The sequence below is a fragment of the Collinsella sp. CLA-ER-H2 genome (assembly GCF_040092405.1).
Classification (GTDB): domain Bacteria; phylum Actinomycetota; class Coriobacteriia; order Coriobacteriales; family Coriobacteriaceae; genus Collinsella.
The window spans coordinates 18,029-42,759 of the sequence record NZ_JBBNLO010000008.1 but is presented as its reverse complement, the minus strand read 5'-3'; the positions used below and the strand labels follow the sequence as shown (position 1 = coordinate 42,759).

Below are 24,731 nucleotides of genomic sequence, written 5' to 3'. Positions count from 1 at the left end.
TCGCGATTCCATTTGAGCCCTTGGGCTTGTTGAAATGGGATCGGGGTTCGCATAAGATTGAAGCAGATGGCACCCGTTGCAGCGGGTTGGCCAACTCTAAAACACGTTTGTAGCGTGAGAAGTGGCCGTCTTCGCATTACGCGGAGGCGGCTATTTTTTGAGTACAAGATTAGATAGTTAGACAAACATCTAAATATCGAGTATAGTGTGCGCGTCATGAGAGATGATGAGAGGAGGTCTTATGCCGGGAGAGGGTTTTAAAGCGCTGGCCGATCCTACACGGCGTCGCATTTTGGAACTTCTGCGCGAGGGCAATTGCACGGCCGGGGAGCTTGCCGAGCATTTTGACATCAGTAAGCCGTCATTGAGCCATCACTTGGCGACGCTCAAAAACGCCGGGTTGGTGACCGACGAACGTCATGGCCAAAACATCGTATACAGCTTAAACACCACCGTCATGCAGGACTTGATCGGTTGGTTTATGGGCTTTACAAACACGGAAGGTGATAAGGATGAATAACGAAAACAAGGGCATTCACGCCACGGGGGTATCGCCACGCGTGTGGATTGTGCTGGTCGCTCTGTGCGTCGCCAACGTCGCAGCGCACCTTATGGTGATGCCGAGCCTGCCGGCGCAGATTCCCACGCACTGGGGAGCGAGCGGCGCCGTTAACGGTTGGGGTCCCAGCTGGATGGCATCGGCGCTCGGCGCGTTGCCGCTGGTGTTGCTCGCGATGTTCTACGTGGTGCCACGCATTGACCCCAAGGGCGAGGCGTATCGGACCTCGGGCAAGTTCTACCAGGGTTTCGTAATTGCTTTCACGGTATTCATGTGTGCTATAAGCTGGCTGGGAGAGCTTACGGTGTGGGGCGTTGTGCCCGCGGTCGGAACGGTCAACGTGCTGACTTCCGGTGCTGTCGGTTTGCTGCTCATCGGCGCAGGCAACTACTTGCCGCGTGTGAAGCAGAACTATACGCTCGGTATTAAGACGCCTTGGGCGCTTGCCGATCCCGAGAACTGGCGCCGTACGCAGCGCTTTGGCGGTGCCTGCTTGATGGTGCTGGGTGTTGGTTTGATTGTGATGGGCGTGGCGGGTAGCGTACTTTCGAGTGAAGTCGTCGCCGCGGTGATTGCGGTTCTGGCGTTTGGTTCGGCCGGAGCTGCCTATGTCTACTCGTATCTTTTGTGGCGTAAATCGCAGAGAACCGCTCGCTAAGGTTGCGGAAAACTAGCGTACGCAGTTCATAGTATGTTCCGGGGGACTTTTCCCAGGTAGTATTAGGGGGTGTGGGCAACCATGCCCCCTTTTATTAGAATGCGCGGACCTATTTTCCTGTCTTTTCCAGAAGGGCAGGTCAGAAGACGTTTCGCAGCTGGATAAGGAGAAATGACTGTGGCAGAGTTTATCTACCAGATGTATCAGGCTCGCAAGGCCCATGGCGACAAGGTAATCCTTGACGACGTGACCCTGAGCTTCTACCCCGGTGCCAAGATCGGCGTCGTGGGCCCCAACGGTATGGGCAAGTCGACCCTGCTCAAGATTATGGCCGGCATCGAAGAGGTCTCCAACGGCGATGCCAGGCTCACCCCCGGCTACACCGTGGGTATCCTGCAGCAGGAGCCGCCGCTCGACGACGACAAGACTGTCATTGAGAATGTACGCATGGCGTTTGGCGACACAATCGCCAAGGTCGATCGCTTTAACAAGATCGGCGAGGAGATGTGCGACCCGGACTGCGACATGGACGCCCTCATGGCCGAGATGGGCAAGCTCCAGGACGAGATCGACGCCGCCGACGGCTGGGATATCGATTCCAAGCTTGGCCAGGCCATGGACGCCCTGCAGCTGCCCGATTCCGACATGCCAGTTAACGTTCTCTCTGGCGGCGAGCGCCGTCGCGTGGCCCTGTGCAAGCTGCTGCTCGAGGCTCCCGACCTGCTGTTGCTCGATGAGCCCACGAACCACCTGGACGCCGAGTCGATCCTGTGGCTCGAGCACTTCCTGCATAACTACCAGGGCGCCGTCCTGGCCGTCACGCACGATCGCTACTTCTTGGATAACGTTGCCGAGTGGATCTGCGAGGTCGACCGCGGTCACCTTTATCCCTACAAGGGCAACTACTCCACGTATCTGGAGACCAAGGCCGCCCGTATCGAGGCTCAGGGTAACCGCGATGCCAAGCTCGCCAAGCGCATGGAGGCCGAACTCGAGTGGGTACGCAGCTCGCCCAAGGCTCGCCAGGCCAAGAACAAGGCCCGTCTGGCTCGCTACGAGGAGATGGAGGCCGAGGCCCGCGCAAGCCAGAAGCTCGACTGGACCGACATCCGCATCCCTGTGGGCCCGCGTCTGGGCAATAAGGTGCTTGAGGCTCATCATCTGCACAAGGAGTTCGACGGTCGCGTGCTCATCGATGACCTTTCGTTTACCCTGCCGCGCAACGGCATCGTGGGCGTCATCGGCCCCAACGGCGTGGGCAAGACTACGCTCTTCAAGACCATCGTGGGCCTGGAGCCGCTGACTTCGGGCGAGCTCGAGGTGGGTGAGACCGTCAAGATCTCCTATGTCGACCAGAACCGTTCCGGCATCGACCCCGATAAGAACCTATGGGAGGTCGTCTCGGACGGCCTGGACCACATGATGGTCGGCGAGACCGAGGTTCCGAGCCGCGCGTACGTGGCGAGCTTTGGCTTTAAGGGCCAGGACCAGCAGAAGCGCGCTGGCGTACTCTCCGGTGGCGAGCGCAACCGTCTGAACTTGGCGCTTACGCTCAAGCAGGGCGGCAACCTGCTACTCCTCGACGAGCCTACCAACGACCTCGACGTCGAGACGCTGTCTTCGCTCGAGGCGGCGCTGCTCGAGTTCCCGGGCTGCTCGGTGGTTATTAGCCACGACCGTATGTTCCTGGATCGCGTCGCCACGCACATTCTGGCGTGGGAGGGCACCGACGAGAATCCGGGCAACTGGTATTGGTTCGAGGGCAACTTCGAGGCCTATCAGGCCAATCGCATCGAGCGCCTGGGCGAGGACGCAGCCCAGCCGCATCGTATTCACCGCAAGCTGACGCGCGATTAGCAACAAGAAGAAAGGCTGCCAGCAAGGGCGGCCTTTCTTGTAGCAATTGCATTGCAGCTATGTCAGGGCTGCTGGTTTGATTCATAATCAAAGTCATCTCTTTGGGATTAAAGCTCGTTTTTGCTTTGAGTGATTTTCTAATTCCGTTTAAAACGTAAAGACGCATTGGGTTGCAAGGACATAAGCAAATCGAATTGAAATATAACCAGTGCTGTAACGTTACAAAAAAGATTATAGAATAGGAGTATCTTATAAGTCGCTTTTCAAGAAAGAAGAACATTTGCTTTCGCGTCGTCGTTTTCTGCAACTTGTCGCGTCTTCAATTGTCGCCTTAGCCGCACGTCCGAAAGAGGTTTTTGCTTCGACGGGCAATATTGATGGTGAGCAGATACAATTTACTTCTGAAATTGCGCAAGAGCTTGCCGATAAATATATAAAGGGACTCCTCGGCTATTCGTATACGCCTTCTGACCCTATTCCTTTTGTAGATGTTGATGGGTCCCCGCTTGGTTACATTGTTCCGGTTGTGACATCCAATAGAGCCGCGGGCTATTTGGTTTTAGATGCTTCAGATGATGAAATACTTACGGGATATCGTTTTGGAGACGGCTTAGTCAGCCCTATGGATCGGGGAGGAGATCTTGGTGTCGAGTCTTATTCTTTCAATAACCCAGTCGTAATGATCAATCCATTCGAATTCGGCGTGCAATCTTTGGACGGTTCAATAACAACAAATTGCGGAAGAACAATCCCGGCTGTTTCCATAGAAGGACGGCCTGTCGTTTTATCGAATAAACCTTCAAGCTGGAACGATGTTGTAATTTACGCAACTCAAATGCAGGATTACACAGTATCTGGATTTCGTTCCATTTCTCAGTTTATGTCATATGATGAAAGCGAGATTAAGAGGCTTACCGCCCACTATGCTTGTATGGTGACAGCTTTTTCGAACGTTGCGGAACTGTATGGCATTGCCAATTTATATAGCGACCCTTCGCAATATATGCAGATATGGAATTACACCAATACCCATGCTCTTTCCGATGAAGAACAGACTGTTCCCGGTGTTGTTTTGGGCGGAACGCCGATTGCAACCTGTGCAACGGGGTTTACAAATTACTGCGCAAGCAGAGGGAGTAATCTTATCGCCCGCACTGTCTCCTCCCCGGCTATCGCGAACATTCAAAATGAGATTAACTCTAATAGACCGAGTGTTTTACATGCGAGTTTGTACAACGGATCAGCCCATTCTGTAACAGCGGAGGCTTACGCCACACTTACTGGTAAGAAAACTGGAGAGACAAGGCAGATGATTGGCATAGCGGACGGCTGGAATTCATCCTTATCCTTCCTGAAGTATGATCAGAGTTATTATGCGTGGACTTATGGAACGACTTTTTCGAAGTAGGACGATTCGTTTAGTCCTGTCTTTGGTGTTGATGGCTTTATTGGTGAGCTGTTCAACAAAAGAAGAGATGCCGCGCGGAGATTCCGGAGAAATGTCTGTGACAAACTCAGATTCATTGGAAATAGCTGGTGGGCATGCCGATGTGATGTTGCAAGGTAAAGGCATGCTTAGGTCGATTGATGCTGAAGACGCTGTCTGCTCAATAGAGGAATTAAAGACAGGTGAAACTGCATCGTACCGTGTTTCAGATAATGCTGCGAATATGATTGAGTCGATACCGATTGGAGCACAAGTTTCTTTTAGGTATTTTGCTCCGCAACTTGAGGAGGAGCTTGCTTCTCTGGTGTCTATATGTGCTGATGACAGCCAAAAGGTCTGATTTCAAACGGCCCTGGACGGTCAATGGCTATCCAGGGCCGTTTTGTCACTCGGCCGGGGCGTTGACCTTGTCGATGGCCCAGGTGGCTCCAAGGCCGCCGGTGGTGTTGCGGCGGATGCGCACGGTAACCTCGCGGCGCTCGCCAGCCTGCGTGTAGCGCAGGGGGAAGCTTGCGCGGTTTCGCGCGGCCTCGATGGTACCGCGCTCGCGGGCGATCCAGTAGTACTCGCCGACGATGCCGAGGGTATCGGCGCCGTAGGGGAGATAGGTCGACAGCTGGTGCAGAAGCGGGCCGGGGCAGAAGACCTCGGTCGCGAAATCGACGGGGAAGTCCTCGGGGATGGCGGGCGCTGCGGGTGCGGGGGCCGGTGCTGCAGCGGGGGCCGGAACCGCTGCAGGCACAGGAATCTGGTCAAAGACAGGTGCGGATGTGGACTCGATGACGGGTGCGGACTCAGGCACCGGTTCAGGCTTACCTGCGAAATCTGTCGGTTCCACGGAGACGGATGTGTCTTCAGTCTCGGTTTTGGCATCGGCTTGCGGGGCATCCTCTGTCTCGACAGACGGCTTTGCCTCGATGGACGTGGAGGCCATGGTGGTGATGCCGGCGTTGGCGTTCTCGGGGTCATAGACGACCGTAAGCGAGATGGCAGGCTGCGGCGTCTCGGGCTCCGGCGTCGGCTCGGTAGCGTCTTGATCGTCGGGCTCGTCGGGCTGATCGTTCTCGGTCTCGTCGCCAAAGACATCGCTGTTTTGGAACGCAGGCGTCTCGGATTGGTTAGCGGCTTCTTCGGTTGTCGACTTGGGAGCCTCGTTGAGCTCCGCAGTGGCTTCCTGCCCGGATATGACTTTGGGATCGGTCGTGACGGCGATTTCGGTTTCGGCCTCTGCTGTTACCCCAATAGCGACTTCGATCTCTGTCTCGGGCTCGGGTTCCGGCACGGCTCCAACCATGGCTTCGGGCTCGGGACGCTTAACGTGCTTGGGGCGCACGGCCTTCAGGTCCTTCTTGCCGCGCTTCTTCTTTTTGTAGGACTGCTTGGCGCCCTTGGTAGCCTTGCGCTTGTCCTCGCCCTTGGCAAGGGCGGCATCCCATGCCTCGTTGGCGATGACGGTGGCATACAGGCGGCCGCCTTTAAAGACGGTCAGCTTAATGCAGTCGTTAAGCTCCTCGAGCAGCTCGCGCGTGGACTCAAAGCCCAGGTCATAAGCAGTCATGTCGTCTGCGGCGAGCGCCTCTTCGACCTGTGTCATAAATGTTTGCTTGCCGCATCCAATCGCATCGCGCAGCAGGCGATACAGATAGATGTGGTTGCCCAGCGCAAGCGTGGGCCTAACTATTGTCTTGCTCATGGCAAATCTCCTCTTTACATATGTAAAGCATCTTACCATCGCAGAGCATTCGCCATGGCGGTGCCCAAGGCAAACGGGCGCGAACCGCTGTCGATTCGCGCCCGTTGTACAGGTTGCCTATCTGGGGATGCAGCGCCTAGTTGCCCGATGTCGTGCCTTGGCTTGAGCTGTTAGATGTCGTGCCCGATGTGGTGTCACTCGAATTGCCGTTGCTGCTGCCTGCTGTGCCCGTTCCCGACGTGGTGTCGCTCGCCTGGCCACCCGTGCTCGGCTGCGAACCGTCAGTCGTTTGGCTTGAGTCGGTCGTGCCGGATGTCGTGCCACTGTTGGCCGTAGAGGAATCGGTGCCCTGCGATTGGTCTTGGGTGTTCGAGGATGAATTAGCAGAGGTGGAACTGTCTTGCGTGTCGTCCGTCTGCGTCTGCTGATCTTGAGACTGGGTGTTGTCATTTGCATCGCTCTCGGTCGTACGCGACGAAAGGATTGGCTCGGGGCGCTCGCCCAGACCCTCACCGGCGGTGGTTATAAGGATGGCGCCGGCGCAGGCGATAACCGCGACGATGGCGATGGCGATCGAGAAGATGATGACCTTCTTTTGCGTCTGGCTGCGCTCTTCCGCCGCCTTGGCGCGTAGGCTGTTGGGGGCGACGCGCGCCGTGGTCGCGCGTCCCGCGACCTGGCGCATCTCCTGTGTAGTCGCGGCGCCGCCCAGGTGTTCCTCGGCATTCAGCTCAACGGGCTCATAGGCGCTGGCGGGGTAGTCGACGGCGGCGTGCGTACCTTTGAGGGCTTCGGCGCTGGCAGAGATAAAGTGGCGGTAGACCTGCGAGGACACAACGGTGATGACCGAGCTCACGGCGGCACCAATTACTGAACCAGCGATACCAATCTTGGAGGCAAGCGCGACGCTCGTGGCGGCAGCTGCGGCGCCGGCGATGATCTGGGGAATAGAAATGTCGTCGAACAGGCCCTTTTTGGGTGCGATGGCCATGGTCTGTCCGATGGAATGGTTCTCGTGCGCGCCGTTGTTGAGCGATGCCGGTGTCATGACGCGCGTGCGCGGCGCGTCTGTGTACTTGGTTGTCATACGGGGTCCTCCCGGTGTAAATCTGCTTCGTTTCGTGTAGCCATCAGGGTACCCACCAGATGTGAATCGTACGTGACATTTAACAGATACCATCAACTCATCAAGGGGGCTTGCTGTCTTTGGCGAAATAGCTTGATGCTAAACTGGACTTACGATTGCGAGGTGGTTTACGTGATGTACCCGTATATGACATTCGAAGACGGTACCGAGGTCATTCATTCTGACCTGATTACAGATGGCGATATCGAAAAGGTTATCGTGCATTTTGAGCGACCGACGGCAGAGGGCTTCGACTCCGCTCGTTGTGAGTTGCCTTCTTACAATTGGACCATGTGGGAGGGGCATTTCACCGACGAGGAGAAGCGAGGATTTGAGACTTTTCTGAGCAATAACGCCCATCTGCTGTATCGCTACGCCGCAAACGGAGGAGCTAAAGTTGCCTAGCCTTTTTCTTATTGGCGGCTATAGGATCTTCTTTTGGTCCAACGAAGCGGGCGAGCCAATCCATGTCCATGTTTGCAAGGGGGCGCCTTCAGATAACTCGGCCAAAATCTGGCTGACTCGCAGGGGAGGTTGCATTGTCGCTAATAACAAAGCGAAAATCCCCCGGAGCACGCTTGACGACCTCTGTGAAATTATCGCCGCTCAGCATGAATTGATCTGCTCTAAATGGAAGGCATTTTTCCTCGTGGACGAGATCTCGTTCTACTGCTAAACGCCACCCCGGCTTCCCTTTTTCAATTTTAAGCATGAGCCCGTCCCATCAGCACTGATTGAACTTGACAGTACAATGGAAGCGGACTTTATCGCCGCCGCTCACCGCGGCTAAACGGATATGTTGGAGCTCGCATGAACGATTTTCTAAACGGTCAAGTTAAGAACGACGGCTTTTTGCGTGTGGCGGCGGCCTCGCCCAAGATTCGCGTTGCCGATGCCGGGCGCAATGCCGAGGTTGCGTTGGCGGCTGTTCGCGAGGCTGCCGAGCACGGTGTTCGTGCTCTGGTGCTGCCCGAGCTCAACTTGTGCGGCTATACCGCGGCCGATCTGTTCCATAACCGCACACTGCTGCATGCCTGTGAGGCGGTGCTTGTACGTATCCTCGATGAGACCCGTGAGTTGCCGATCGTCTTTACCGTTGGTCTTCCCGTTGCGGTTGCCGAGAATATCTACAACTGCGCCGCCGTGTGCTGCGCGGGCGAGCTTTTGGGCCTCACGGCCAAGAAGTATCTACCTAACTATGGCGAGTTCTACGAGCGCCGCTGGTTTGCTCCGGCGCCCGCAGATCCTGTGTGGGTCGAGTTTGCCGGTCAGGGTCCGGTCCCGCTGGGCTCGGGGCTTATCTACCGCTGCTGTGATGAGGGCGCCGAGGACCTGGTGCTGGGCGTTGAGGTCTGTGAGGACCTGTGGGTGCCGGCGCCCCCTTCGACCGAGATGGCGCTTGCCGGTGCGACGGTGATCCTCAACCCGTCGGCCTCGGACGAGATTATCGGTAAGGCAGATTACCGCCGCAGCCTTATCTCTAACCAGAGTGCGCGTCTGTACTGCGCCTATGCCTATGCAGACGCGAGCGAGGGCGAGTCCACGACCGATATGGTCTTTGCGGGCGAGAACCTTATCTACGAAAACGGCTCGAAGCTCGCCGCGACCAAACTACTTACCTGCGATATGGCCATCGCCGACGTTGACCTTGACCGTCTGGTTGCCGAGCGCCGCCGCTCGACGACGTGGACGCGCGCGGACGATGCGCCGGAGGCCACGACCGTTGAGTTTTCGTTTGAGGGCGTGTCGGCCAAAGAGCCTGTCCTGCGCGATGCCTGCGATATCGACCGCGTTTTCCCGCGTGCGCCTTTTGTGCCGGCCGACCATGGCGACCTTGCCGAGCGCTGCGAGACCATCCTTGACCTGCAGACTGCTGGCCTCAAGACCCGCCTTGCCCACACGGGCACCAAGGCTGCGGTCATCGGCCTTTCGGGTGGCTTGGACTCTACGCTGGCACTGCTTGTGACCGTGCGCGCCTTCGATGCGCTGGGGCTGCCGCGCACGGGTATCACGGCGGTCTCCATGCCCGGTTTTGGCACGACGCATCGCACCAAGTCGAATGCCGAGTCGCTCGCCTGCGACCTGGGCGTGAGCTTCCTCGAGGTTTCGATTCACGCGGCCGTGGAACAGCACTTCAAGGACATTGAGCACGATCCGGCCGTGCAGGATGTGACCTACGAGAACAGCCAGGCTCGCGAGCGTACGCAGATTCTGATGGATCTGGCCAACCAGACTGGCGGTTTTGTCATCGGCACGGGCGACCTGTCGGAGCTGGCGCTCGGCTGGGCTACCTATAATGGCGACCACATGAGCATGTACGCCGTCAACGCGAGCGTGCCCAAGACGCTTGTGCGCCATCTGGTGCGTTATGCGGCTGATGTCTTTGGCGGGCGTATCGCCGAGGTCTTGCTCGATATCCTCGATACGCCGGTGTCCCCCGAGCTTCTGCCACCCACGGGCGATGGCGAGATTGCGCAGAAGACCGAGGATTTGGTGGGCCCGTATGAGCTGCACGACTACTTCCTCTACTACCTGCTTCGTTTTGGCTTTGAGCCGGGCAAGATCTACCGCATGGCGCTCAAGAGCTTCGAGGGCGTCTACGACGCCAAGACCGTCCACGCTTGGTTGCGTACGTTCTATCGTCGCTTCTTTGCCCAGCAGTTTAAGCGCAGCTGCCTGCCCGATGGTCCCAAGGTGGGCTCGGTGACGCTCAGCCCGCGCGGTGATTGGCGTATGCCGAGTGACGCCAGCTCGCGTTTGTGGCTTGCGCAGATCGACGCGCTCAATGCAATTGGCTAAGGTTGGCTAAATTGAACCAATGCGGGGTTTGTAAGCGTTACACTTTTGCAATCTGATGGCCCGTATCGCGCGGCGCTCTTGTCGGAGCGCCGCGTTTTTTATATCGAAAGGTGGCACCATGCAGGCATCGCAGCGTCTCGACCGCTTTGGCGCGGAGGTCTTCGCCTCGCTCAACAACAAGCTCCTCGCGCTGAAGGCTCAGGGCAAGACCATTTACAACATGAGCGTGGGCACGCCCGACTTTAAGCCGTACGACCACGTGGTCGAGGCGCTCACGCAGGCAGCCCAAGATCCCGAGATGTGGAAGTATGCCCTGCGCGACCTGCCCGAACTCAAGCAAGCCGTGTGCGATTACTATGAGCGTCGCTTTGGCGTTTCGGGCATTACGCCGTCCATGGTGCAGTCGTGCAACGGCACGCAGGAGGGCGTGGGCCATTTGGGCCTGGCCCTGCTCGATCCGGGCGACACCATCCTGGTTCCCGATCCGTGCTACCCGGTCTTTGAGGCGGGTGCCAAGATCGCCGATGCCAAGCTCGAGTACTATCCGCTGGTTGCCGAGCACAATTACCTGCCCTATGTGGCGGGCATCGATCCCGAGGTGGCCGATCGTGCCAAGTACATGATCGTGTCGCTGCCCGCCAACCCGGTGGGCTCGGTTGGAACGCCCGAGGTCTACGAGGAGATCATCGCTTTCGCCCGCGAGCACGATCTGCTCATCGTCCATGACAATGCCTACTCCGACATCGTGTTCGACGGCGATCCGGGTGGAAGCTTCTTGCAGTACCCTGGTGCGATCGAGGTGGGCGTTGAGTTCTTCTCGCTCTCCAAGTCGTTTAACGTCACCGGTGCGCGTATCGGCTTTTTGGTCGGCCGCGAGGATGTGGTCTCTGCCTTTGCCAAGCTGCGCAGTCAGATTGACTTTGGCATGTTCTTCCCGATCCAGAAGGCTGCTATCGCGTGCCTTAATGGCCCGCGCGATGAGGTCGAGGCACAGCGTCTGAAGTACCAGGATCGCCGCGATGCCCTGTGCGACGGTCTTGAGGACCTGGGCTGGGAGCGTCCCAACGCGCATGGTTCTATGTTTGTGTGGGCCAAGCTTCCCGGTGGTCGCACCGATTCCATGGCGTTTTGCGAGGAGCTCATGGAGAAGGCCGGCGTTGTGGTGACGCCGGGCGCGAGCTTTGGTCCTTCGGGTGAGGGGCACGTGCGCATGGCGCTGGTCCTGCCGCCCGATCAGATTGCTTTGGCTGTCGAGGCCATTCGCGAGGCAGGCCTGTATTAAAAAGCTATTTCGGCTCGTCAATAGATCGAAACCGATTTCGTACAGTTATTTTACGAATCCTGCAAACATTTTCGGTAAACGGTCGATTTTTGGCTTCGAATAGGAGCATAATCAAAGTCCCGATTGGATGTATTGGGATTACGGCAAGCCGCTCGGGTCGTTCCCGGGCGGCTTGTTTGTGGAGAGAGATGGGAGTTTCTAATGGTTAACGAGAAGAAGGTCGCTATTGTCGGCTGCGGTTTCGTCGGTTCGTCTTCGGCGTTCGCGCTGATGCAGAGTGGTCTGTTCTCCGAGATGGTCCTCATCGACGTGGACAAGAACCGCGCCGAGGGTGAGGCCTTGGATATCGCGCACGGCATGACGTTTGCCGAGCCGATGAAGATCTATGCCGGCGATTATTCCGATGTCGCCGACGCCGCCATGATCGTCGTCACCGCTGGCGCTGCCCAGAAGCCCGGTGAGACCCGCTTGGACCTGGTCAACAAGAACGTCAGAATCTTTAAGTCCATTATCCCCGAGATTAAGAAGTCCGGCTTCGACGGCATTCTGCTCATCGTCTCCAACCCGGTCGATGTTCTGACCTACGCCGCCATCAAGATGTCCGGTCTGCCCGAGGGCCACGTCATCGGTTCCGGCACCGTGCTCGACACTGGCCGTCTGCAGCAGATGCTTGGTGCTCATGTCGAGGTTGACCCGCGCGATGTCCAGGCTTATGTCATGGGTGAGCACGGTGACTCCGAGTTTGTCGCTTGGTCCAGCGCTCAGGTTGCCGGCGTTCCGCTGAACACCTTCTGCGAGCTTCACGGCCACCTGGAGCACGAAGCCGCCGAGAAGCGTATCGCCGAGGACGTCAAGAACTCCGCCTACACCATCATCGAGAAGAAGCACGCTACCTACTACGGCGTCGCCATGGCTGTCAAGCGCATCTGCACTGCCGTCATGCGTGACGAGCAGACCGTTTTGCCTGTCTCCTCGCTCATGGTGGGCGAGTATGGCCTGTCCGATCTGGCCATCTCCATGCCGACGGTCGTTGGTCGCGACGGCGTTGTCTGCCGCGTTCCCGTGCCACTGAACGATGGCGAGCAGCATGAGCTCACCGCCTCTGCAAAGGCTCTCAAGGACATCATCGACAGCGTCGATTTCTCCTGCTAAATCGAGCTCGCTCGAGCGAAAAGCTACAATGAAGGCGTCCGAGTCCACGCGGCCCGGGCGCTTTTTTGGTGCAAAGTAACCTGACCCCAATGCACTATAGTCGATGGGAGGGCCATGTCGGATTCGCCTAATTTTTTGACCTATGCCCAGACGGCGTTTGATCCGTTTGAGGAGCGGCCGTTCTGCGCGGTGGATAGCCTGGTCTTTGCGTGGTTGTCCTATTTGCGTTTGCCGGGTGATATGGCGGAGCTGACGAACTGGCAGGGCCTAGACGTACGCGAGCTGCTGCGTGCCGAGTGCTATCGGGACATGATTGACGACTTGTGGGACCCGGAGGGGAGCAGGGCCTTGTTGGAGGCCGTGGCAGCAAGTCCTCGCTACCGTGGCGTGCACGTTTGCGGCTATCGTGCTGTGAGCGATGTGGTGGCGACGGAGCAGTTTGCAGCCATGGCGTTCCGGTTTCCGGCGGGGTTTAGTTACCTTTCCTTCCGGGGGACCGACAGCACGATTGTGGGTTGGAAAGAGGACTTTAACATGGCGTTCCGGTGTCCTGTGCCGGCCCAGGAATCCGCGGCACGTTATGTGGACGAGGCGGCGGATGCGATTGACGGGCCGCTTTTGTGCGGAGGTCATTCCAAGGGTGGAAACCTTGCGGTGTACGGTGCGGCAATGTGCTCCGATGTCGCCCGCGAGCGAATCGAACGGGCATATTCCCATGATGGTCCGGGTTTCGTCGAGGAGTTCCTGAACGGCGACGCCTTTGCCGATCTTTCCGGTCGAATCGACAAGACACTACCTCGGTCGTCGATCTTTGGCATGATGTTCGAGACACAGGAGGACTATGCCATCGTTGAGAGCACCGAGTTCAGCCTGCTGCAACACAATCCCTTTAGCTGGGTGGTTGATGGTCGCGACTTCGTGTACTGCGAGCGCCTGTCCGCCGGTGCTCGATACGTTGATGGCTCTATTCGCGAGATGCTGCTTGCAGTGTCGCCTAGCGAGCGCGAGCGTTTTGTAGATGCGTTGTTCTCCGTGTTTGAGGCTACGGGTGCAGAGCGGTTTGCGGATATCGCTGGGAATCTGCGCGAGAGCCTGCCCGTGATGCTCCAGGCTGCGCAAGGCTTTGACAAGGATACGCGACGCTTTGTCTCGCAGACCATCGCGGCAATCCTTAAATGCGCACTGCTGCCCAAACGACCCCAGATCGACATGCCCGCTGCCGGCAAGAGTTTGGCAGAACAGCTCGAGGCTTGGCAGTCCGAGCTCCTGCGCTAGCCATTGGTGCAAAGCAACCTGTCCCCGATGCACCAATCTTCGATGCGCCTGGGGCGGGCTCGACCGCTATACTGGTTCGTGCCGAAATCGATCTAGAACGGAATGCCGTATATGAAAATCAATCACGCGATTCTGCATATCCTGGACTTTGACTCTGCCGTCAACGTTATGAGCCAGCGCGAGTTGGATATCGAGAGCCGTACCGTGCGCAACTTCGTGACAACGCATCTGCGCCGCGCGCGTACCTCGGCCGACAATAAACGTGCCATGTTTGCCGAGAACTCTGCGTTTGGCGGCGAGCTCAAGGGCTATTTCTTTGGCGAGCGCGAGTTCGTGGACCTGTCGCAGCAGATTGCGGAGTTTATTTCCTCCGAGCTCACCAAAGCCGAGAAAGCCGAGTCCACCGATGTGCTCGTGGCCGATTTTGACGACGATGAGGATGTCCGCTGGTTTGCCGTGATGCTGCTGGGCTCCAAGCAGGCTTTTATGCACGAAGTGGGCCGCGAGGAGGGGGAGGTGCGCAACGACATTGCGCGCCACTACGCCATTCTGCCGAACCCCTCGCAAAAGGTGCCGAGCTATGCCATCGTGCGCGCAAGCACCATGGAGATCGGCTACGTGGACAAGAAGCGCAAGATTGCCGGCGAGGACCGCATGCTTATCCCCGATGGCCTGCTGCAGTGCGATACGGGCGTATCGGGCAAGGAGGTCATCGACACCGTGACGCGTGTGGTCGAGGAAGTCGCCGAGGAGCATGGTGCCAACACGGCTGTAGCACTCGCCAAGGTTAAGGCTGCTGTTGCCGAGAAAGTTGAGGATGACGAGGAACTGCCCCCTTGGGATATCGTCGATGAGGTCTTTGAGGACGAGCCGGTTATCAAGGAGAGCGTGCGCGCGGCACTGACTGAGGAGAAGGTGCCTGAGCGTGTGCCCGTGGAGCGCAAGCAGGTCGAACGCGCGGCGGTGCGCAACCACAAGATCCGTACCGACACGGGCATCGAGATCAGCTTCCCGGCCGAGATGGGTTCGAACTCTGAGTACATCGAGTTTGTCAACGAGCCCAACGGCCTCATCTCCATCGAGCTCAAGAACATCGGAAGTATTGAGAATCGATAAACTGCTCTTGGACGTTGCAAAAAACAAAGGCCGAAGCCTTTTGGGACTTCGGCCTTTTTTGTTTTCGGCTTGGTTGCTGACATTACCCCGCAGGTTGAGCACACGTCAGCGAAAACGCCCCTAGGCGAGCAAGGTGACGTGAAAGAGGAGGGCATTGACCTTCTGGTCATGCCCGACGATTGAACGTCAGATTGCCGCTTAGGGGCGTTTGCAGCGTCGACCTGTTACGCGGTTTGTCAAAACCGCGTAACTATTAAAGTTGACGTAAGCCCTCTTCGAGACCGGTCTTGCTGTCGGTCTTCTCGTCACGCATCTTGATGACGCGGGCGGGGACACCGGCCACGACGGCGCCGGCGGGGACGTCCTCGACGCACACGGCGCCGGCGGCAACGACAGCGCCCTTGCCTACGTGCACGCCCTCCAGGACCACAGCATTGGCGCCGATCATGACATCGTCCTCGATGATGACGGGCGTGGCGCTGGCGGGCTCCACGACGCCCGCCAACACGGTGCCGGCGCCGATGTGGCAGTTCTTACCCACAGTGGCGCGGCCGCCCAGCACGGCGCCCATGTCGATCATGGAGCCCTCGCCAATGACGGAGCCGATGTTGATGATGGCGCCCATCATGATGACGGCGTGATCGCCGATCTCGACGCGGTCGCGGATGATCGCGCCCGGCTCGATGCGGGCGTTTATGCCCTTAAGGTCGAGCATGGGGACGGCGGAGTTGCGGCAGTCATTCTCGACGTCGTAGTAGTCGATGGACTCGGCATTGGCATCGAGGATGGCCTTGAGCTCATCCCAGTCGCCAAAGACGGTCTTGCCACGACGGCCGCCGTAGACGTGCGCATCACCCCACTGGACCTTCATGCCGGGCTTCTCGCGCACATACAGCTTGACGGGCGTCTTTTTAGGCGCGGTGGCGATGTAGTTGATAATCTCCCGTGCATCCATCTCGGCTGCGTTGCTCATTTGCTATCTCTCCTTTGGGTGGATCCGGTTGATACCTGGTTAGGCAAACATGACCTGGTCGAACGTATAGAAGCCGGGTTCGCGGGTGACGAGCTTCTGCGCGGCCGCCAAGGCGCCGTTGACAAAGACCTGACGGCTCGTGGCGCGGTGGGTGAGCGTGACCTCCTCGTCCTGGCCAAAGAAACTCACCTCGTGCACGCCGGCGACGGTGCCGCCGCGCAGCGAGTGCATACCGATCTCCTTGGGGTCACGCACGCCGCACATGCCCTCGCGGCCATAGACGGGGTGGTAGCCTGCCTCGGGCTCAGCTTCGACGACGGCATCGAGCAGCAACTTGGCTGTGCCGCTGGGGGCATCGACCTTTTGGTTGTGGTGCGTCTCGACGATCTCGCAGTCAAAGCCGGGCAGCTCGCGTGTGGCCTGCGCTACCAGATGACGCAGGGCTGCAATACCGATGGAGTAATTGCCCGAGTGCATAACGCGGGCATTCTGGCCCAGCTCGCGTAGGCGGTCCATCTGCTCGGGGGTGTAGCCCGTGGTGCCCGAGACCAACGCGGCACCCGTGCGCTCGACATAGGCGACGACGGCATCGAAGGTAACGACGTTCGAGAAGTCGATGATTACATCGGCGGCCGGTGCGTTCTCGAGCTCGCTCAAATCGAAGCCAATCTGGGCGACGATATCAAAAACGGGCTGACCGGCGGCGTCGACAACGCCCTCGGCGGTGGTTCGGATGAGCGAGCCCATGCGGCCCGTTCCCATAATGACGGTCTTAATCAAGCAGACCAGCTCCCTTCAGAGCATCGGTAAGTGCAGCGCGCGTGTCGTCTGCCATGGGGCACAGCGGCATGCGGTAGTTTGCCTCGATCATACCCGTTTGGGCGAGCGCTTCCTTAACGGGGATGGGGTTGACCTCACTAAAGAGGGCGTTGATGAGCGGCTGACCGGCAATCTGGATATCGCGGGCACGTGCCACGTCACCGTCCAGATAGGCGCGGCACATGTCATGCACGAGCTGCGGCTGAACGTCGGCCCACACGCTGATGGTGCCCGAGGCGCCCAGGCTCATGAGCGGCACGGTGAGCGCATCCTCGCCCGAGTACATGCGGAAGCCGTCGGACAGCAGGTGGGCGATCTTGGCCGCGTAGGCGACGTTGCCCGAGGCTTCCTTGATACCCATGATGTTGGGGTGCGCGGCCAGGCGCTCTACGTTGCGCTCGCTGATGCCGCAGCCGCATCGGCCGGGGATGTTGTACAGGATGCAGGGGATGTCCACGGCATCCGCTACGGTCTTAAAGTGCTGGTAGATACCCTCTTCGTTAGACTTGTTATAGTAGGGGGTAATGAGTAGCAGACCGTCGGCGCCCAGGCCTTGGTAGGTGAGCGACTTGGTGAGCATGGTCTGCGTGGAGTTAGAGCCCGAGCCTGCAATGACGGGGACGCGTCCTGCAACCTGCTTGACCACGGCGGCGACGACGGAGTTGTCCTCGTCATCGGTCATCGTGGCGCTCTCGCCGGTGGTGCCCAGGGTGAGGATGGCGTCGGTGCCGTTTTGCAGGGACGAAATCGATAAGGCGCTCGAGCGCGTCAAAGTCGACGCTGCCGTCCTTTTTAAACGGCGTGACAAGGGCGACGATTGAACCCACGAGGTTGCGGATATCCATGTTCTTCTCCTTCGCTTCCGCGATCTGGATGCGTTTGGTCCATTGGGCGGCGACGGCCAGGCGTTCGTCCTGGGCGCGACGGCGGGCGCTTTCAGCACGCGATTTGGCCAACAGCTCACGGCCGCACGGCAACACGTCGAGCGTGGCAAAGTAATCGTCCGGGCGCTCGGCGCGACGAATGAGATCTGCTGAGCCGTCGGGGTGCAGCAATACCTCGGCGGAGCGCAGACGGCCGTTGTAGTTGTAGCCCATGGAGTAGCCATGCGCGCCGGTATCGTGGATTACGAGTACATCACCCATGTCGATCTGCGGCAGCTCGCGGTCGATGGCAAACTTATCGTTGTTCTCGCACAAGTTGCCCGTGATGTCATACGTGTTCGTGACCGGTGTTGCGGTCTTGTTAGGGCCACCCGGCTGACCCATTACCGTAATGTGGTGGTAGGCACCATACATAGCGGGACGAATGAGGTCGACGGCGCTTGCGTCCACGCCGATATAGTCCTTGTAGATCTGCTTTTCGTGGATGGCCTTGGTGACCAGGCATCCGTAGGGGCCCATCATAAAGCGACCCATCTCGGTGCAGATCGCCACATCGTCCATGCCGGCGGGAACCAAGATCTCGTCGTAGGCCGCGTGCACTCCCTCGCCGATGGCGTGAATGTCGTTGGCCTGCTGCTCGGGCAGGTAGGGGATGCCGACGCCGCCGGATAGATTGATGAAGGCGACGCGTGCTCCGGTCTCGCGCTCTAGGCGCACGGCAAGCTCAAAGAGGATGCGCGCAAGCTTGGGGTAGTAGTCGTTAGTGACGGTGTTACTGGCAAGGAAGGCGTGGATGCCAAAGTCCTCGGCGCCCTTGGCCTTGAGCATGCGGAAAGCCTCAAAGAGCTGCTCGGTGGTCATGCCGTACTTGGAGTCGCCGGGGTTGTCCATAATGCCGTTAGAGAGCTGGAACAGGCCGCCCGGGTTAAAACGGCAGCTGACCGTCTTGGGGATGGGGCCCGCGACGCGCTCAAAGAACTCGATATGGCTGATGTCGTCAAAGTTGACGATGGCGCCCAGCTTGTCGGCGAGCTCAAAATCCGCCGCCGGCGTGTCGTTGGACGAGAACATGATGTCGTGGCCGGTGATACCCAGTGAGCGGGCGATCATGAGCTCGGTATAGCTCGAGCAATCGCAGCCGCAGCCGTATTCGTTGAGGATGGAGATGAGTGCCGGGTTAGGGTTGGCCTTGACGGCATAGTATTCCTTAAAGCCCGGGTTCCACGCAAAGGCGTCGCGCACCTCTTGCATGTTGCGGCGGATGCCCGCCTCGTCGTATAGGTGAAACGGCGTGGGGAACTGCTCGACGATATGCTCGAGCGTTTCCTTGTCCACAAACGGCTGTTTGGCCGCATATGCTTCGTTGGGGGTCAATGCCATGTCCCGTAAACCTCGCTATCCAGACGGCGCCATCGGCGCATCGAATCCGCATAGCGTGGACCCCATGTCCGGATAGCGCCCCCGCATTGCTGCAGACAGTCCTGCGGGTGTTTCCCGCAGGCCCACCAGGTTGTTCGTGCCCGAAAAACCCAGTTCGGCGGGTTTCGCCTCCCCGCGGGGTCAAAGCCTGCCGGCTCGCCCGCGGCTCTTCGTGCCCGCGCCTCTATCAAGTGGTAACGACCCTACCACGTTGCACTTTACCAAACAAGAGTATTCGTATATAACGTTTAAAAAATGCAGCGTTTTGCTAGAAACATGCACACAACAATCCTGCGTCACCATGGATGGCAACTGATGCGCTCCACGAAAGGAATCTCTATGACCGAGCTCCAAGAACTCCGTCGCTATCGTCGCGATCTCCATCGCATTCCGGAGCTCGATTTCGATCTTCCGCAGACCATCGCCTATATCGAGGACGTGCTGGCACCGCTCGACTGCGAAGTGACCCATCCGTGCCCCAGCTGCGTCTGTGCTTTCTTCGACGCCGGCGTTGATGCCGCGCATGCCACGGCGATTCGCGCCGATATGGATGCGCTGCCCATCGCGGAAGCGACGGGAGCGGCCTTTGCCTCAACCCATCCCGGCAAGATGCACGCTTGCGGACATGACGGACACATGGCCATGGCGCTTGCCGCCGCGACGTATGTCGACCGTACGATTCGCGAGCATCCGGGCGCCATTAGGCGCAATGTTCTCTTTGTGTTCCAGCCGGCCGAGGAAACGACCGGTGGTGCCAAGACGGTATGCGAGAGCGGTGTGTTCGAGCGCTATGGGGCCGACCGCATTTTTGGCTTCCATGTGTGGCCCGATCTGCCCGCCGGCACGTTGGCGAGCTGCTCCGGTCCGTTGCTGGCGCGTTCGAGTGAGACACACATTCATATTCACGGGACGAGCATCCATATTGCTAAGACCTATGGCGTTCCGGTCGAGGAGTCGCACGATGCGGCGCTGGCGGCTGCCAAGTTCTTGGTTGCCGAGCGCGAACTGATGGATGAGCTGGGTGCCGATGAGCCCTGCATTGGCAAGTTCGGCCTGCTGCAGGCAGGCACCGTCTGCAATGCGGTGGCGGGGGAGGCCCATGTTGCCGGCAGCCTGCGTGTGTTTACAGACGACATGTTCGACCGGGCGCGCGAGGGCGTGCGCCGCGTGCTGGACGATGCCTGCGCTGCAACGGGCTGCACGTACGATCTCGACTTTGCCGAGGGCTATCCGCCGGTCGACAACGACCCCGAGCTATTTGCCAGCGTCGCGCCTGCCTTGCCCGGGCTGCAGCTTATGGAGGAGCCGCTGTTAATTGCCGAGGATTTCGCGTTCTATCAGCGCCATTTGCCGGGCGTGTTTTTCCTGCTGGGCACGGGTATGCCAGAGGGCCAAGACAACCCGAGTGATTCGGATGGCTGCCCCGCCTATGCCACAAGCGCTCTGCATGCCGATAGCATGCTCTTCGACGAGGAAATCCTACTCACAGGCCTCGATGTCTATAAACGATTGCTTGTGATGGAGTGACGATGGAACGACGCCGACAGTCTGCCGTATATAGTCCGGGTGGATGCGGGTGCGGTTTGCTGCTGCTTCCGGTTATTGCTGTGAGCATTGGCGTGATGTTTACGCTTGCCGGGCTTGCCGCGGCAGCACTTGTGCTGTTTATCACTGCCATCGGCGTGACGATTTGGCTTTATCGCAGTCGTGAACAGCGCCGCGCCGACGGTAAGACCAATGTAGGATGGATTGCCTTTTTGGTCATCGCCTACCTGCTGAGCATCAGCTATTTGGCCTTCTTTATCCTGTTGATGATCAGTGCCTTTACCGGGGAATCCGTCACGGTGGGTTGATCGCTGCCGGCAGACGGTCGCGCGCAGTGCGTTTGCTCGGCGTTTGGATAACTGCATTGGTCGTTTACCGCAGCCTTAGCTCTCAGCTAATGAATTCAAGTTCAATCCTTCCTACGATGTGCTGTGTACCGGCACGGTAGCCGGATCGTAGGAAGGATGAATAATGGCAAAAGAGGGAAAGAAGCCAATCGGTAAGATTGTCCTAGGCATCATCGTGGTGCTGGTTATTGTCGGTGCTGTGGGCTCTATGGGCGGCAACTCAACCGATTCGTCTGCGAGCGATTCGGCAAAACCTGCCGAGACGACACGGCAGGCTGAGGAGCAAAAAGAACCGCAAGAACCGTATACCATTGCTGACGAGGCTGAAGACACTTCCAATCAGTTTACCTATAAGATCACGGGCACCCTGACCAATAACACGGACAAGGAAAAGAGCTACATTCAGATTGAATATGTTCTGTATGATGCCGATGGCAACCAGGTTGGAACGGCTCTTGCAAACACCAATCATCTGAAGGCGGGCGGCTCCTGGAAGTTCGAGGCGCTGGGTACGGTGTCTCCCGACCAGGTTGCTAGCTGGGAGCGTTCGGACGTAAGCGGTTTCTAGCATGTTGCATGCACTGGGGGAGGTGAAGTCGTATGTCCGATAAAAAGCTGACCGAGGAGTTGCTCAATGAGCTTCTCGATGCGCCGAACATCGATGGCTATATCAGGGAGCACGACTTTGCCGCCCCGTCGCTTTCGGACTACCTGAAGCAGCTACTGCAGGAAAAGGGCTTGGAGCGCTCGCGCGTGGTCCGTATGGCTGATCTCAATGAGACCTTTGGCTATCAGATCTTTACCGGTGCGCGTCATCCGAGTCGCAATAAGGTGCTGCAGATTGCCTTTGCGATGGCGCTGACGCTCAAAGAGACCAACCGTGCGCTGACGGCTGCCGGGGTAAGCGTCCTTAACTGCAAGGACCGCCGCGATGCGATTATCATCTTTTGCATCGATCGCGGGTGCAGTCTCCAAAAGGTCAACGAGGAACTGTATCGCTTTGGCGAGGAGACGGTGAGTTAGCGGCTGATATCTGAGCCGGTAGAGCTGTCGAACAACGATGCAAACGAACGGGGCGCGGATGCCATGGGGTGTCTGCGCCCTGCGCTATGATGGAGGCTATGGATACTCAGAGCCCAACATATTCCGATGACGAGCTGACCGCAGCGCTTGCCGAGCACCTGGCGTCGCTCGATCGCGACGACAGCTATCGCGTGGAGCGTGTACTTAAGCGCTCGTCCGTTGAAGCAACCGAGCTCGTGTACTTTGAAGGAACCGGCGGTGGTTCGCTCGGCCCCTTTGTCCGTAAACGCATCGATGCTTCGGCTCAAATCGGCGGGGCATACGAGCGTCTGTTTGCCGCTCAGCGGGCAGGCAGGCGTTTTGAGCACCTGCCCAGAATCGTCGATTGTCGTCGTGTGGGCGACGAGCTCAACGTGGTTATGGAATACATCGAAGGGGAGACGCTCGGGGCGCTGGTGGACCGTCTGGGAGCCACCCCCGATTATGCGCGTGAATTGTATCCTGCCCTATGCGATGCCGTGGGCGAGCTCCACGCCGGTTTTGCAATAGCGGGGGAGACGTCGGCGCCGGTGATCCATCGCGACCTCAAGCCGTCGAATATCATCGTGACAGGTGCCAACTATACGCCTGATGACGGCCTGACATTTTCATCGCTGGTGATTATCGACTTGGGGATCGCGCGCGTATGGCGCGATGGCGCCGATGCCGACACCGTCAAGTTTGGCACGCGACCCTATGCGCCGCCCGAGCAGTATGGGTTTGGGCAGACGAGTGTTCGCAGCGACGTGTACGCGCTGGGCGCCCTGTTGTTCTTCTGCTTGACGGGAGTCGACCCTAAACCAGGGCTCGACATGCGCGAGCAATGCGAGGCGCGCGGTATTCCCACTCCACTTTCCGATGCCGTCTGCATGTCGATGGCGCTCGATCCGGCCAAGCGTTTTGCGAGTGCGGAAGCATTGGGACGGGCGACGCGCGCGGCATACGATCTGAGTCGCCCCGTGCGGCCTCCTGCGCCTGCGCCTGTCCGTACTCCAGACTCGGAGACAGTGTTGGCGTCCCAAGGGCTCCAGAAACCCGCAGGGCTTCCTAGGCCTGCCGCCTCCACTGCATGCGGTCTGCTCTCTCGCGTTCCGGAGTCTCTGGGGCGCATTTGGAATACGCTCGTCTTCGTCTCGCTGCTTGTGTTCTTTGCCGGAAGTCACTTTGCCGTCTTTCACCCCACGGGAGCAAACCAAAGCTACCCGACGTGGCTTCTCATAATCGAGTATTTTTTCTTTGTCGATGGCCTTATGGTGCTTATGCATTTTGCGCTGTTCGACAAGCGTCGTCTTCGTCGGCGATTCGCACTGCTCGACAGCTATCGCGGCAAGAAACTCGCGAAACTCTGGCTCAAGGCATTGGGTGTGCTGCTCCTATGCATGATCGTCATAGTCGCGGTTGCCAATGCGACCGGCGTCGTCGATACCTCCGCTACCTAAAAGAAAAGGGCCCCATTGGGGCCCTTTGCAGTTGCACTTAGATGCGGTTCATCTGAGCGGCGACTTTGTTGTACCAGTCCTGCCACGTGGGCGGGCAGTACTTTTTGGCCGCAGCCGGGGTAAGGGTGGAGCCGTAGTTGGCGCCCAGATAGGCAACGTGAGCGGAGATGCCCTCGCTCCAGCTGCCAAAGCTGCGCCAACCGCCGCCACGTGCACTCCAGCCCCAGGCGTTGTAAGAATTGGCGCAATAAGCACCCTTGGTGCTCTCGATGCAGGCGATAGCGGGAGACCAACGGGGGTCGACACCGGTATTCCAAGCGGCGACGGCAAAGTTATAGCCCTGGCCTGCCATGGGGGAGCCGGCGAGATAATTGTCGATGCGGCTCGTCCACTCATTAATGAACGAATCGTAATCGGAGCTACCGGTATTGGAGCTGTTCACCGTGGTGTCGATGGTGGTGTTGGTGTTGGTGGCCTGGCTGCTGGAATTGCTGCCGCTTACGCCCTCGCCCGAGAGCTTCTCGGCGGCAGCGGCCTTATCGGCCTCAAGCTTGGCAAGCTCGGCGGCATTTTCCTGCTCGGCTTTTGCCTGTGCCTCGCTGCGGAGCTGCTGGGCCTGCGCCAGTGCATCCTCGGCGTTTTTCTGCTCTGCCTCAAGTTGAGACTTGGCCTGCTGGAGCTCGGCCTTGTTCTGTTCGAGTTCGGTTTGCATGTTATTGAGCTCTTCGATCTCGTCGACGCTCGAGCTCGTGATCTGGTTGGTGTATTTGCAGGTCGTGATGAACTCACCCAGGCTCTGCGCGTTGACCAGGAAGCTCACGATGGGATTGGTGCCCTTCTGATACTTGTACAGATCGCGCATGGCGGAGCTTGCCTTGGCCTGCTGCTCGGGAAGCTTAGCCTCGATTTCCTCGATGCTTGCCTCATTGGAGTCAATCTGCTTTTGCAGGTCATCGAGTTTGGTGCGGGCGTCGTTGTAGGCGCTCGTGGCGGCTTCGATCTTCTGCTGGGCTGCGGAAAGCTGGTCCTGCGTTGCCTGCGAGGCGGCATACGCCGCAACGGGGGAGAGCATCGGCGTGGCCGTCAGCGCAACGGCGAGCGCGGCGCTCGTGATGATACGAGCCGGCTTCGACGCAATGAGCGCTGCGGCGCGATGATTCGAATGCTGCATCCAGTCCCTCTGCAATCAATCGTAGGTTATGGTTCGAACGGTATTCTACTACTGCTTTCGACCTCAACTTGAACCTTAAAGGTCCCAAAGGGTCAAGTTGAACTTGAG

General features: G+C 58.5%; 24 protein-coding genes and 1 riboswitch. Of the genes, 17 read left to right on the top strand and 7 right to left on the bottom strand.

Translation table 11 applies throughout. The annotated features are described in order from the left end of the window. Positions 1 to 241: 241 nt before the first annotated feature. The 5 genes from AAAX59_RS03660 (at position 242) to AAAX59_RS03640 (ending at position 4,861) form a co-directional block, all read left to right on the top strand. Positions 242 to 520 (top strand): autorepressor SdpR family transcription factor, encoded by a 279-nt coding sequence (locus AAAX59_RS03660; protein WP_022094448.1) that lies wholly within the window; start codon positions 242 to 244, stop codon positions 518 to 520. Further along, positions 513 to 1,217 carry an SdpI family protein gene (locus AAAX59_RS03655; protein ID WP_349070652.1) on the top strand — a complete coding sequence of 235 codons (705 nt, stop codon included), beginning with the start codon at positions 513 to 515 and terminating at the stop codon, positions 1,215 to 1,217. Before AAAX59_RS03660 ends, AAAX59_RS03655 begins: the two co-directional genes overlap by 8 nt. A gap of 177 nt (positions 1,218 to 1,394) precedes the next feature. Further along, positions 1,395 to 3,074, top strand: coding sequence for an energy-dependent translational throttle protein EttA (ettA, locus tag AAAX59_RS03650; protein WP_349070651.1), 1,680 nt, complete (start codon positions 1,395 to 1,397; stop codon positions 3,072 to 3,074). Between the two features lie 280 nt (positions 3,075 to 3,354). After that, complete coding sequence (locus AAAX59_RS03645) at positions 3,355 to 4,482, top strand: hypothetical protein (protein ID WP_349070650.1); 1,128 nt, start codon at positions 3,355 to 3,357, stop codon at positions 4,480 to 4,482. Positions 4,483 to 4,513: 31 nt separating this feature from the next. Then, entirely contained in the window at positions 4,514 to 4,861 is a 348-nt protein-coding gene (locus tag AAAX59_RS03640; protein WP_349070649.1) for a hypothetical protein, read from the top strand. Between the two features lie 45 nt (positions 4,862 to 4,906). Here the strand turns inward: AAAX59_RS03640 and AAAX59_RS03635 are convergent, their stop codons facing one another. Together AAAX59_RS03635 and AAAX59_RS03630 are read right to left on the bottom strand one after the other, a co-directional pair. Continuing rightward, a complete protein-coding gene (locus AAAX59_RS03635) occupies positions 4,907 to 6,214 on the bottom strand; it encodes a hypothetical protein (RefSeq protein WP_349070647.1) in 1,308 nt (435 codons plus the stop codon). 136 nt (positions 6,215 to 6,350) lie between these two features. Beyond that, positions 6,351 to 7,301 carry a hypothetical protein gene (locus tag AAAX59_RS03630; protein ID WP_349070646.1) on the bottom strand — a complete coding sequence of 317 codons (951 nt, stop codon included), beginning with the start codon at positions 7,299 to 7,301 and terminating at the stop codon, positions 6,351 to 6,353. Between the two features lie 174 nt (positions 7,302 to 7,475). On the opposite strand from AAAX59_RS03630, the gene AAAX59_RS03625 reads away from it, so the two are divergent. From AAAX59_RS03625 to AAAX59_RS03595, 7 genes are all read left to right on the top strand, one after another. Continuing rightward, positions 7,476 to 7,745, top strand: a complete 270-nt coding sequence (locus tag AAAX59_RS03625) for a hypothetical protein (protein WP_161161112.1) — start codon at positions 7,476 to 7,478, stop codon at positions 7,743 to 7,745. Beyond that, a complete protein-coding gene (locus tag AAAX59_RS03620; RefSeq protein WP_349070645.1) occupies positions 7,738 to 8,016 on the top strand; it encodes a DUF4160 domain-containing protein in 279 nt (92 codons plus the stop codon). The genes AAAX59_RS03625 and AAAX59_RS03620 overlap by 8 nt, the downstream gene beginning before the upstream one ends. Before the next feature lie 134 nt (positions 8,017 to 8,150). Continuing rightward, positions 8,151 to 10,139 carry an NAD(+) synthase gene (locus tag AAAX59_RS03615; RefSeq protein ID WP_349070643.1) on the top strand — a complete coding sequence of 663 codons (1,989 nt, stop codon included), beginning with the start codon at positions 8,151 to 8,153 and terminating at the stop codon, positions 10,137 to 10,139. 118 nt (positions 10,140 to 10,257) lie between these two features. Beyond that, a complete protein-coding gene (locus AAAX59_RS03610) occupies positions 10,258 to 11,421 on the top strand; it encodes an aminotransferase class I/II-fold pyridoxal phosphate-dependent enzyme (protein WP_349070642.1) in 1,164 nt (387 codons plus the stop codon). Positions 11,422 to 11,622: 201 nt separating this feature from the next. Next, positions 11,623 to 12,573, top strand: a complete 951-nt coding sequence (locus AAAX59_RS03605; protein ID WP_118256447.1) for an L-lactate dehydrogenase — start codon at positions 11,623 to 11,625, stop codon at positions 12,571 to 12,573. Between the two features lie 114 nt (positions 12,574 to 12,687). Then, positions 12,688 to 13,848 (top strand): Mbeg1-like protein, encoded by a 1,161-nt coding sequence (locus tag AAAX59_RS03600; protein ID WP_349070640.1) that lies wholly within the window; start codon positions 12,688 to 12,690, stop codon positions 13,846 to 13,848. Positions 13,849 to 13,959: 111 nt separating this feature from the next. Next, positions 13,960 to 14,964 (top strand): nucleoid-associated protein, encoded by a 1,005-nt coding sequence (locus tag AAAX59_RS03595; protein ID WP_349070639.1) that lies wholly within the window; start codon positions 13,960 to 13,962, stop codon positions 14,962 to 14,964. 253 nt (positions 14,965 to 15,217) lie between these two features. Here the strand turns inward: AAAX59_RS03595 and dapD are convergent, their stop codons facing one another. Genes dapD through AAAX59_RS03575 form a run of 4 tightly spaced genes read right to left on the bottom strand, consistent with a single transcriptional unit; the run spans position 15,218 to position 19,020 of the window. Then, positions 15,218 to 15,937, bottom strand: coding sequence for a 2,3,4,5-tetrahydropyridine-2,6-dicarboxylate N-acetyltransferase (gene dapD, locus AAAX59_RS03590; protein ID WP_349070637.1), 720 nt, complete (start codon positions 15,935 to 15,937; stop codon positions 15,218 to 15,220). A gap of 39 nt (positions 15,938 to 15,976) precedes the next feature. Then, the gene (dapB, locus tag AAAX59_RS03585; RefSeq protein WP_349070635.1) at positions 15,977 to 16,717 is read right to left on the bottom strand and encodes a 4-hydroxy-tetrahydrodipicolinate reductase; all 741 of its coding nucleotides are present in this window, start codon (positions 16,715 to 16,717) and stop codon (positions 15,977 to 15,979) included. After that, positions 16,710 to 17,528, bottom strand: a complete 819-nt coding sequence (dapA, locus tag AAAX59_RS03580) for a 4-hydroxy-tetrahydrodipicolinate synthase (protein ID WP_349070634.1) — start codon at positions 17,526 to 17,528, stop codon at positions 16,710 to 16,712. The genes dapB and dapA overlap by 8 nt, the downstream gene beginning before the upstream one ends. Further along, a complete protein-coding gene (locus AAAX59_RS03575; RefSeq protein WP_349070632.1) occupies positions 17,428 to 19,020 on the bottom strand; it encodes a diaminopimelate decarboxylase in 1,593 nt (530 codons plus the stop codon). Before AAAX59_RS03575 ends, dapA begins: the two co-directional genes overlap by 101 nt. Positions 19,021 to 19,085: 65 nt before the next feature. Further along, positions 19,086 to 19,254, bottom strand: a riboswitch (Lysine riboswitch). 144 nt (positions 19,255 to 19,398) lie between these two features. Between AAAX59_RS03575 and AAAX59_RS03570 the strand changes: the two genes are divergently transcribed. The 5 genes from AAAX59_RS03570 to AAAX59_RS03550 all read left to right on the top strand — a co-directional run bounded on the left by AAAX59_RS03570 (position 19,399) and on the right by AAAX59_RS03550 (position 23,452). Further along, positions 19,399 to 20,586 (top strand): N-acetyldiaminopimelate deacetylase, encoded by a 1,188-nt coding sequence (locus AAAX59_RS03570; protein WP_349070630.1) that lies wholly within the window; start codon positions 19,399 to 19,401, stop codon positions 20,584 to 20,586. Between the two features lie 2 nt (positions 20,587 to 20,588). Beyond that, a complete protein-coding gene (locus AAAX59_RS03565; protein WP_349070627.1) occupies positions 20,589 to 20,912 on the top strand; it encodes a hypothetical protein in 324 nt (107 codons plus the stop codon). A 163-nt stretch (positions 20,913 to 21,075) separates the two neighbouring features. Beyond that, positions 21,076 to 21,519 carry an FxLYD domain-containing protein gene (locus AAAX59_RS03560; protein WP_006234331.1) on the top strand — a complete coding sequence of 148 codons (444 nt, stop codon included), beginning with the start codon at positions 21,076 to 21,078 and terminating at the stop codon, positions 21,517 to 21,519. 32 nt (positions 21,520 to 21,551) lie between these two features. Beyond that, positions 21,552 to 21,974: a hypothetical protein gene (locus AAAX59_RS03555; RefSeq protein WP_006234330.1), complete on the top strand. Its 423-nt coding sequence runs from the start codon at positions 21,552 to 21,554 to the stop codon at positions 21,972 to 21,974. Positions 21,975 to 22,072: 98 nt separating this feature from the next. Next, the gene (locus tag AAAX59_RS03550; protein ID WP_349070626.1) at positions 22,073 to 23,452 is read left to right on the top strand and encodes a protein kinase; all 1,380 of its coding nucleotides are present in this window, start codon (positions 22,073 to 22,075) and stop codon (positions 23,450 to 23,452) included. Between the two features lie 37 nt (positions 23,453 to 23,489). Here the strand turns inward: AAAX59_RS03550 and AAAX59_RS03545 are convergent, their stop codons facing one another. Continuing rightward, positions 23,490 to 24,623 (bottom strand): hypothetical protein, encoded by a 1,134-nt coding sequence (locus tag AAAX59_RS03545; protein ID WP_349070624.1) that lies wholly within the window; start codon positions 24,621 to 24,623, stop codon positions 23,490 to 23,492. Between the last annotated feature and the right edge of the window lie 108 nt (positions 24,624 to 24,731).

What these genes read in the sequence shown, in the direction of transcription:
- AAAX59_RS03660 (WP_022094448.1), top strand. Translation starts at nt 242, where the DNA reads ATGCCGGGAGAGGGTTTTAAAGCGCTGGCCGATCCTACACGGCGTCGC.
- AAAX59_RS03655 (WP_349070652.1), top strand. Translation starts at nt 513, where the DNA reads ATGAATAACGAAAACAAGGGCATTCACGCCACGGGGGTATCGCCACGC.
- AAAX59_RS03640 (WP_349070649.1), top strand. Translation starts at nt 4,514, where the DNA reads ATGGCTTTATTGGTGAGCTGTTCAACAAAAGAAGAGATGCCGCGCGGA.
- AAAX59_RS03635 (WP_349070647.1), bottom strand. Translation starts at nt 6,214, where the DNA reads ATGAGCAAGACAATAGTTAGGCCCACGCTTGCGCTGGGCAACCACATC.
- AAAX59_RS03630 (WP_349070646.1), bottom strand. Translation starts at nt 7,301, where the DNA reads ATGACAACCAAGTACACAGACGCGCCGCGCACGCGCGTCATGACACCG.
- AAAX59_RS03625 (WP_161161112.1), top strand. Translation starts at nt 7,476, where the DNA reads ATGTACCCGTATATGACATTCGAAGACGGTACCGAGGTCATTCATTCT.
- AAAX59_RS03615 (WP_349070643.1), top strand. Translation starts at nt 8,151, where the DNA reads ATGAACGATTTTCTAAACGGTCAAGTTAAGAACGACGGCTTTTTGCGT.
- AAAX59_RS03610 (WP_349070642.1), top strand. Translation starts at nt 10,258, where the DNA reads ATGCAGGCATCGCAGCGTCTCGACCGCTTTGGCGCGGAGGTCTTCGCC.
- AAAX59_RS03605 (WP_118256447.1), top strand. Translation starts at nt 11,623, where the DNA reads ATGGTTAACGAGAAGAAGGTCGCTATTGTCGGCTGCGGTTTCGTCGGT.
- AAAX59_RS03600 (WP_349070640.1), top strand. Translation starts at nt 12,688, where the DNA reads ATGTCGGATTCGCCTAATTTTTTGACCTATGCCCAGACGGCGTTTGAT.
- AAAX59_RS03595 (WP_349070639.1), top strand. Translation starts at nt 13,960, where the DNA reads ATGAAAATCAATCACGCGATTCTGCATATCCTGGACTTTGACTCTGCC.
- dapD (WP_349070637.1), bottom strand. Translation starts at nt 15,937, where the DNA reads ATGAGCAACGCAGCCGAGATGGATGCACGGGAGATTATCAACTACATC.
- AAAX59_RS03575 (WP_349070632.1), bottom strand. Translation starts at nt 19,020, where the DNA reads ATGGCATTGACCCCCAACGAAGCATATGCGGCCAAACAGCCGTTTGTG.
- AAAX59_RS03570 (WP_349070630.1), top strand. Translation starts at nt 19,399, where the DNA reads ATGACCGAGCTCCAAGAACTCCGTCGCTATCGTCGCGATCTCCATCGC.
- AAAX59_RS03565 (WP_349070627.1), top strand. Translation starts at nt 20,589, where the DNA reads ATGGAACGACGCCGACAGTCTGCCGTATATAGTCCGGGTGGATGCGGG.
- AAAX59_RS03560 (WP_006234331.1), top strand. Translation starts at nt 21,076, where the DNA reads ATGGCAAAAGAGGGAAAGAAGCCAATCGGTAAGATTGTCCTAGGCATC.
- AAAX59_RS03555 (WP_006234330.1), top strand. Translation starts at nt 21,552, where the DNA reads ATGTCCGATAAAAAGCTGACCGAGGAGTTGCTCAATGAGCTTCTCGAT.
- AAAX59_RS03550 (WP_349070626.1), top strand. Translation starts at nt 22,073, where the DNA reads ATGGATACTCAGAGCCCAACATATTCCGATGACGAGCTGACCGCAGCG.
- AAAX59_RS03545 (WP_349070624.1), bottom strand. Translation starts at nt 24,623, where the DNA reads ATGCAGCATTCGAATCATCGCGCCGCAGCGCTCATTGCGTCGAAGCCG.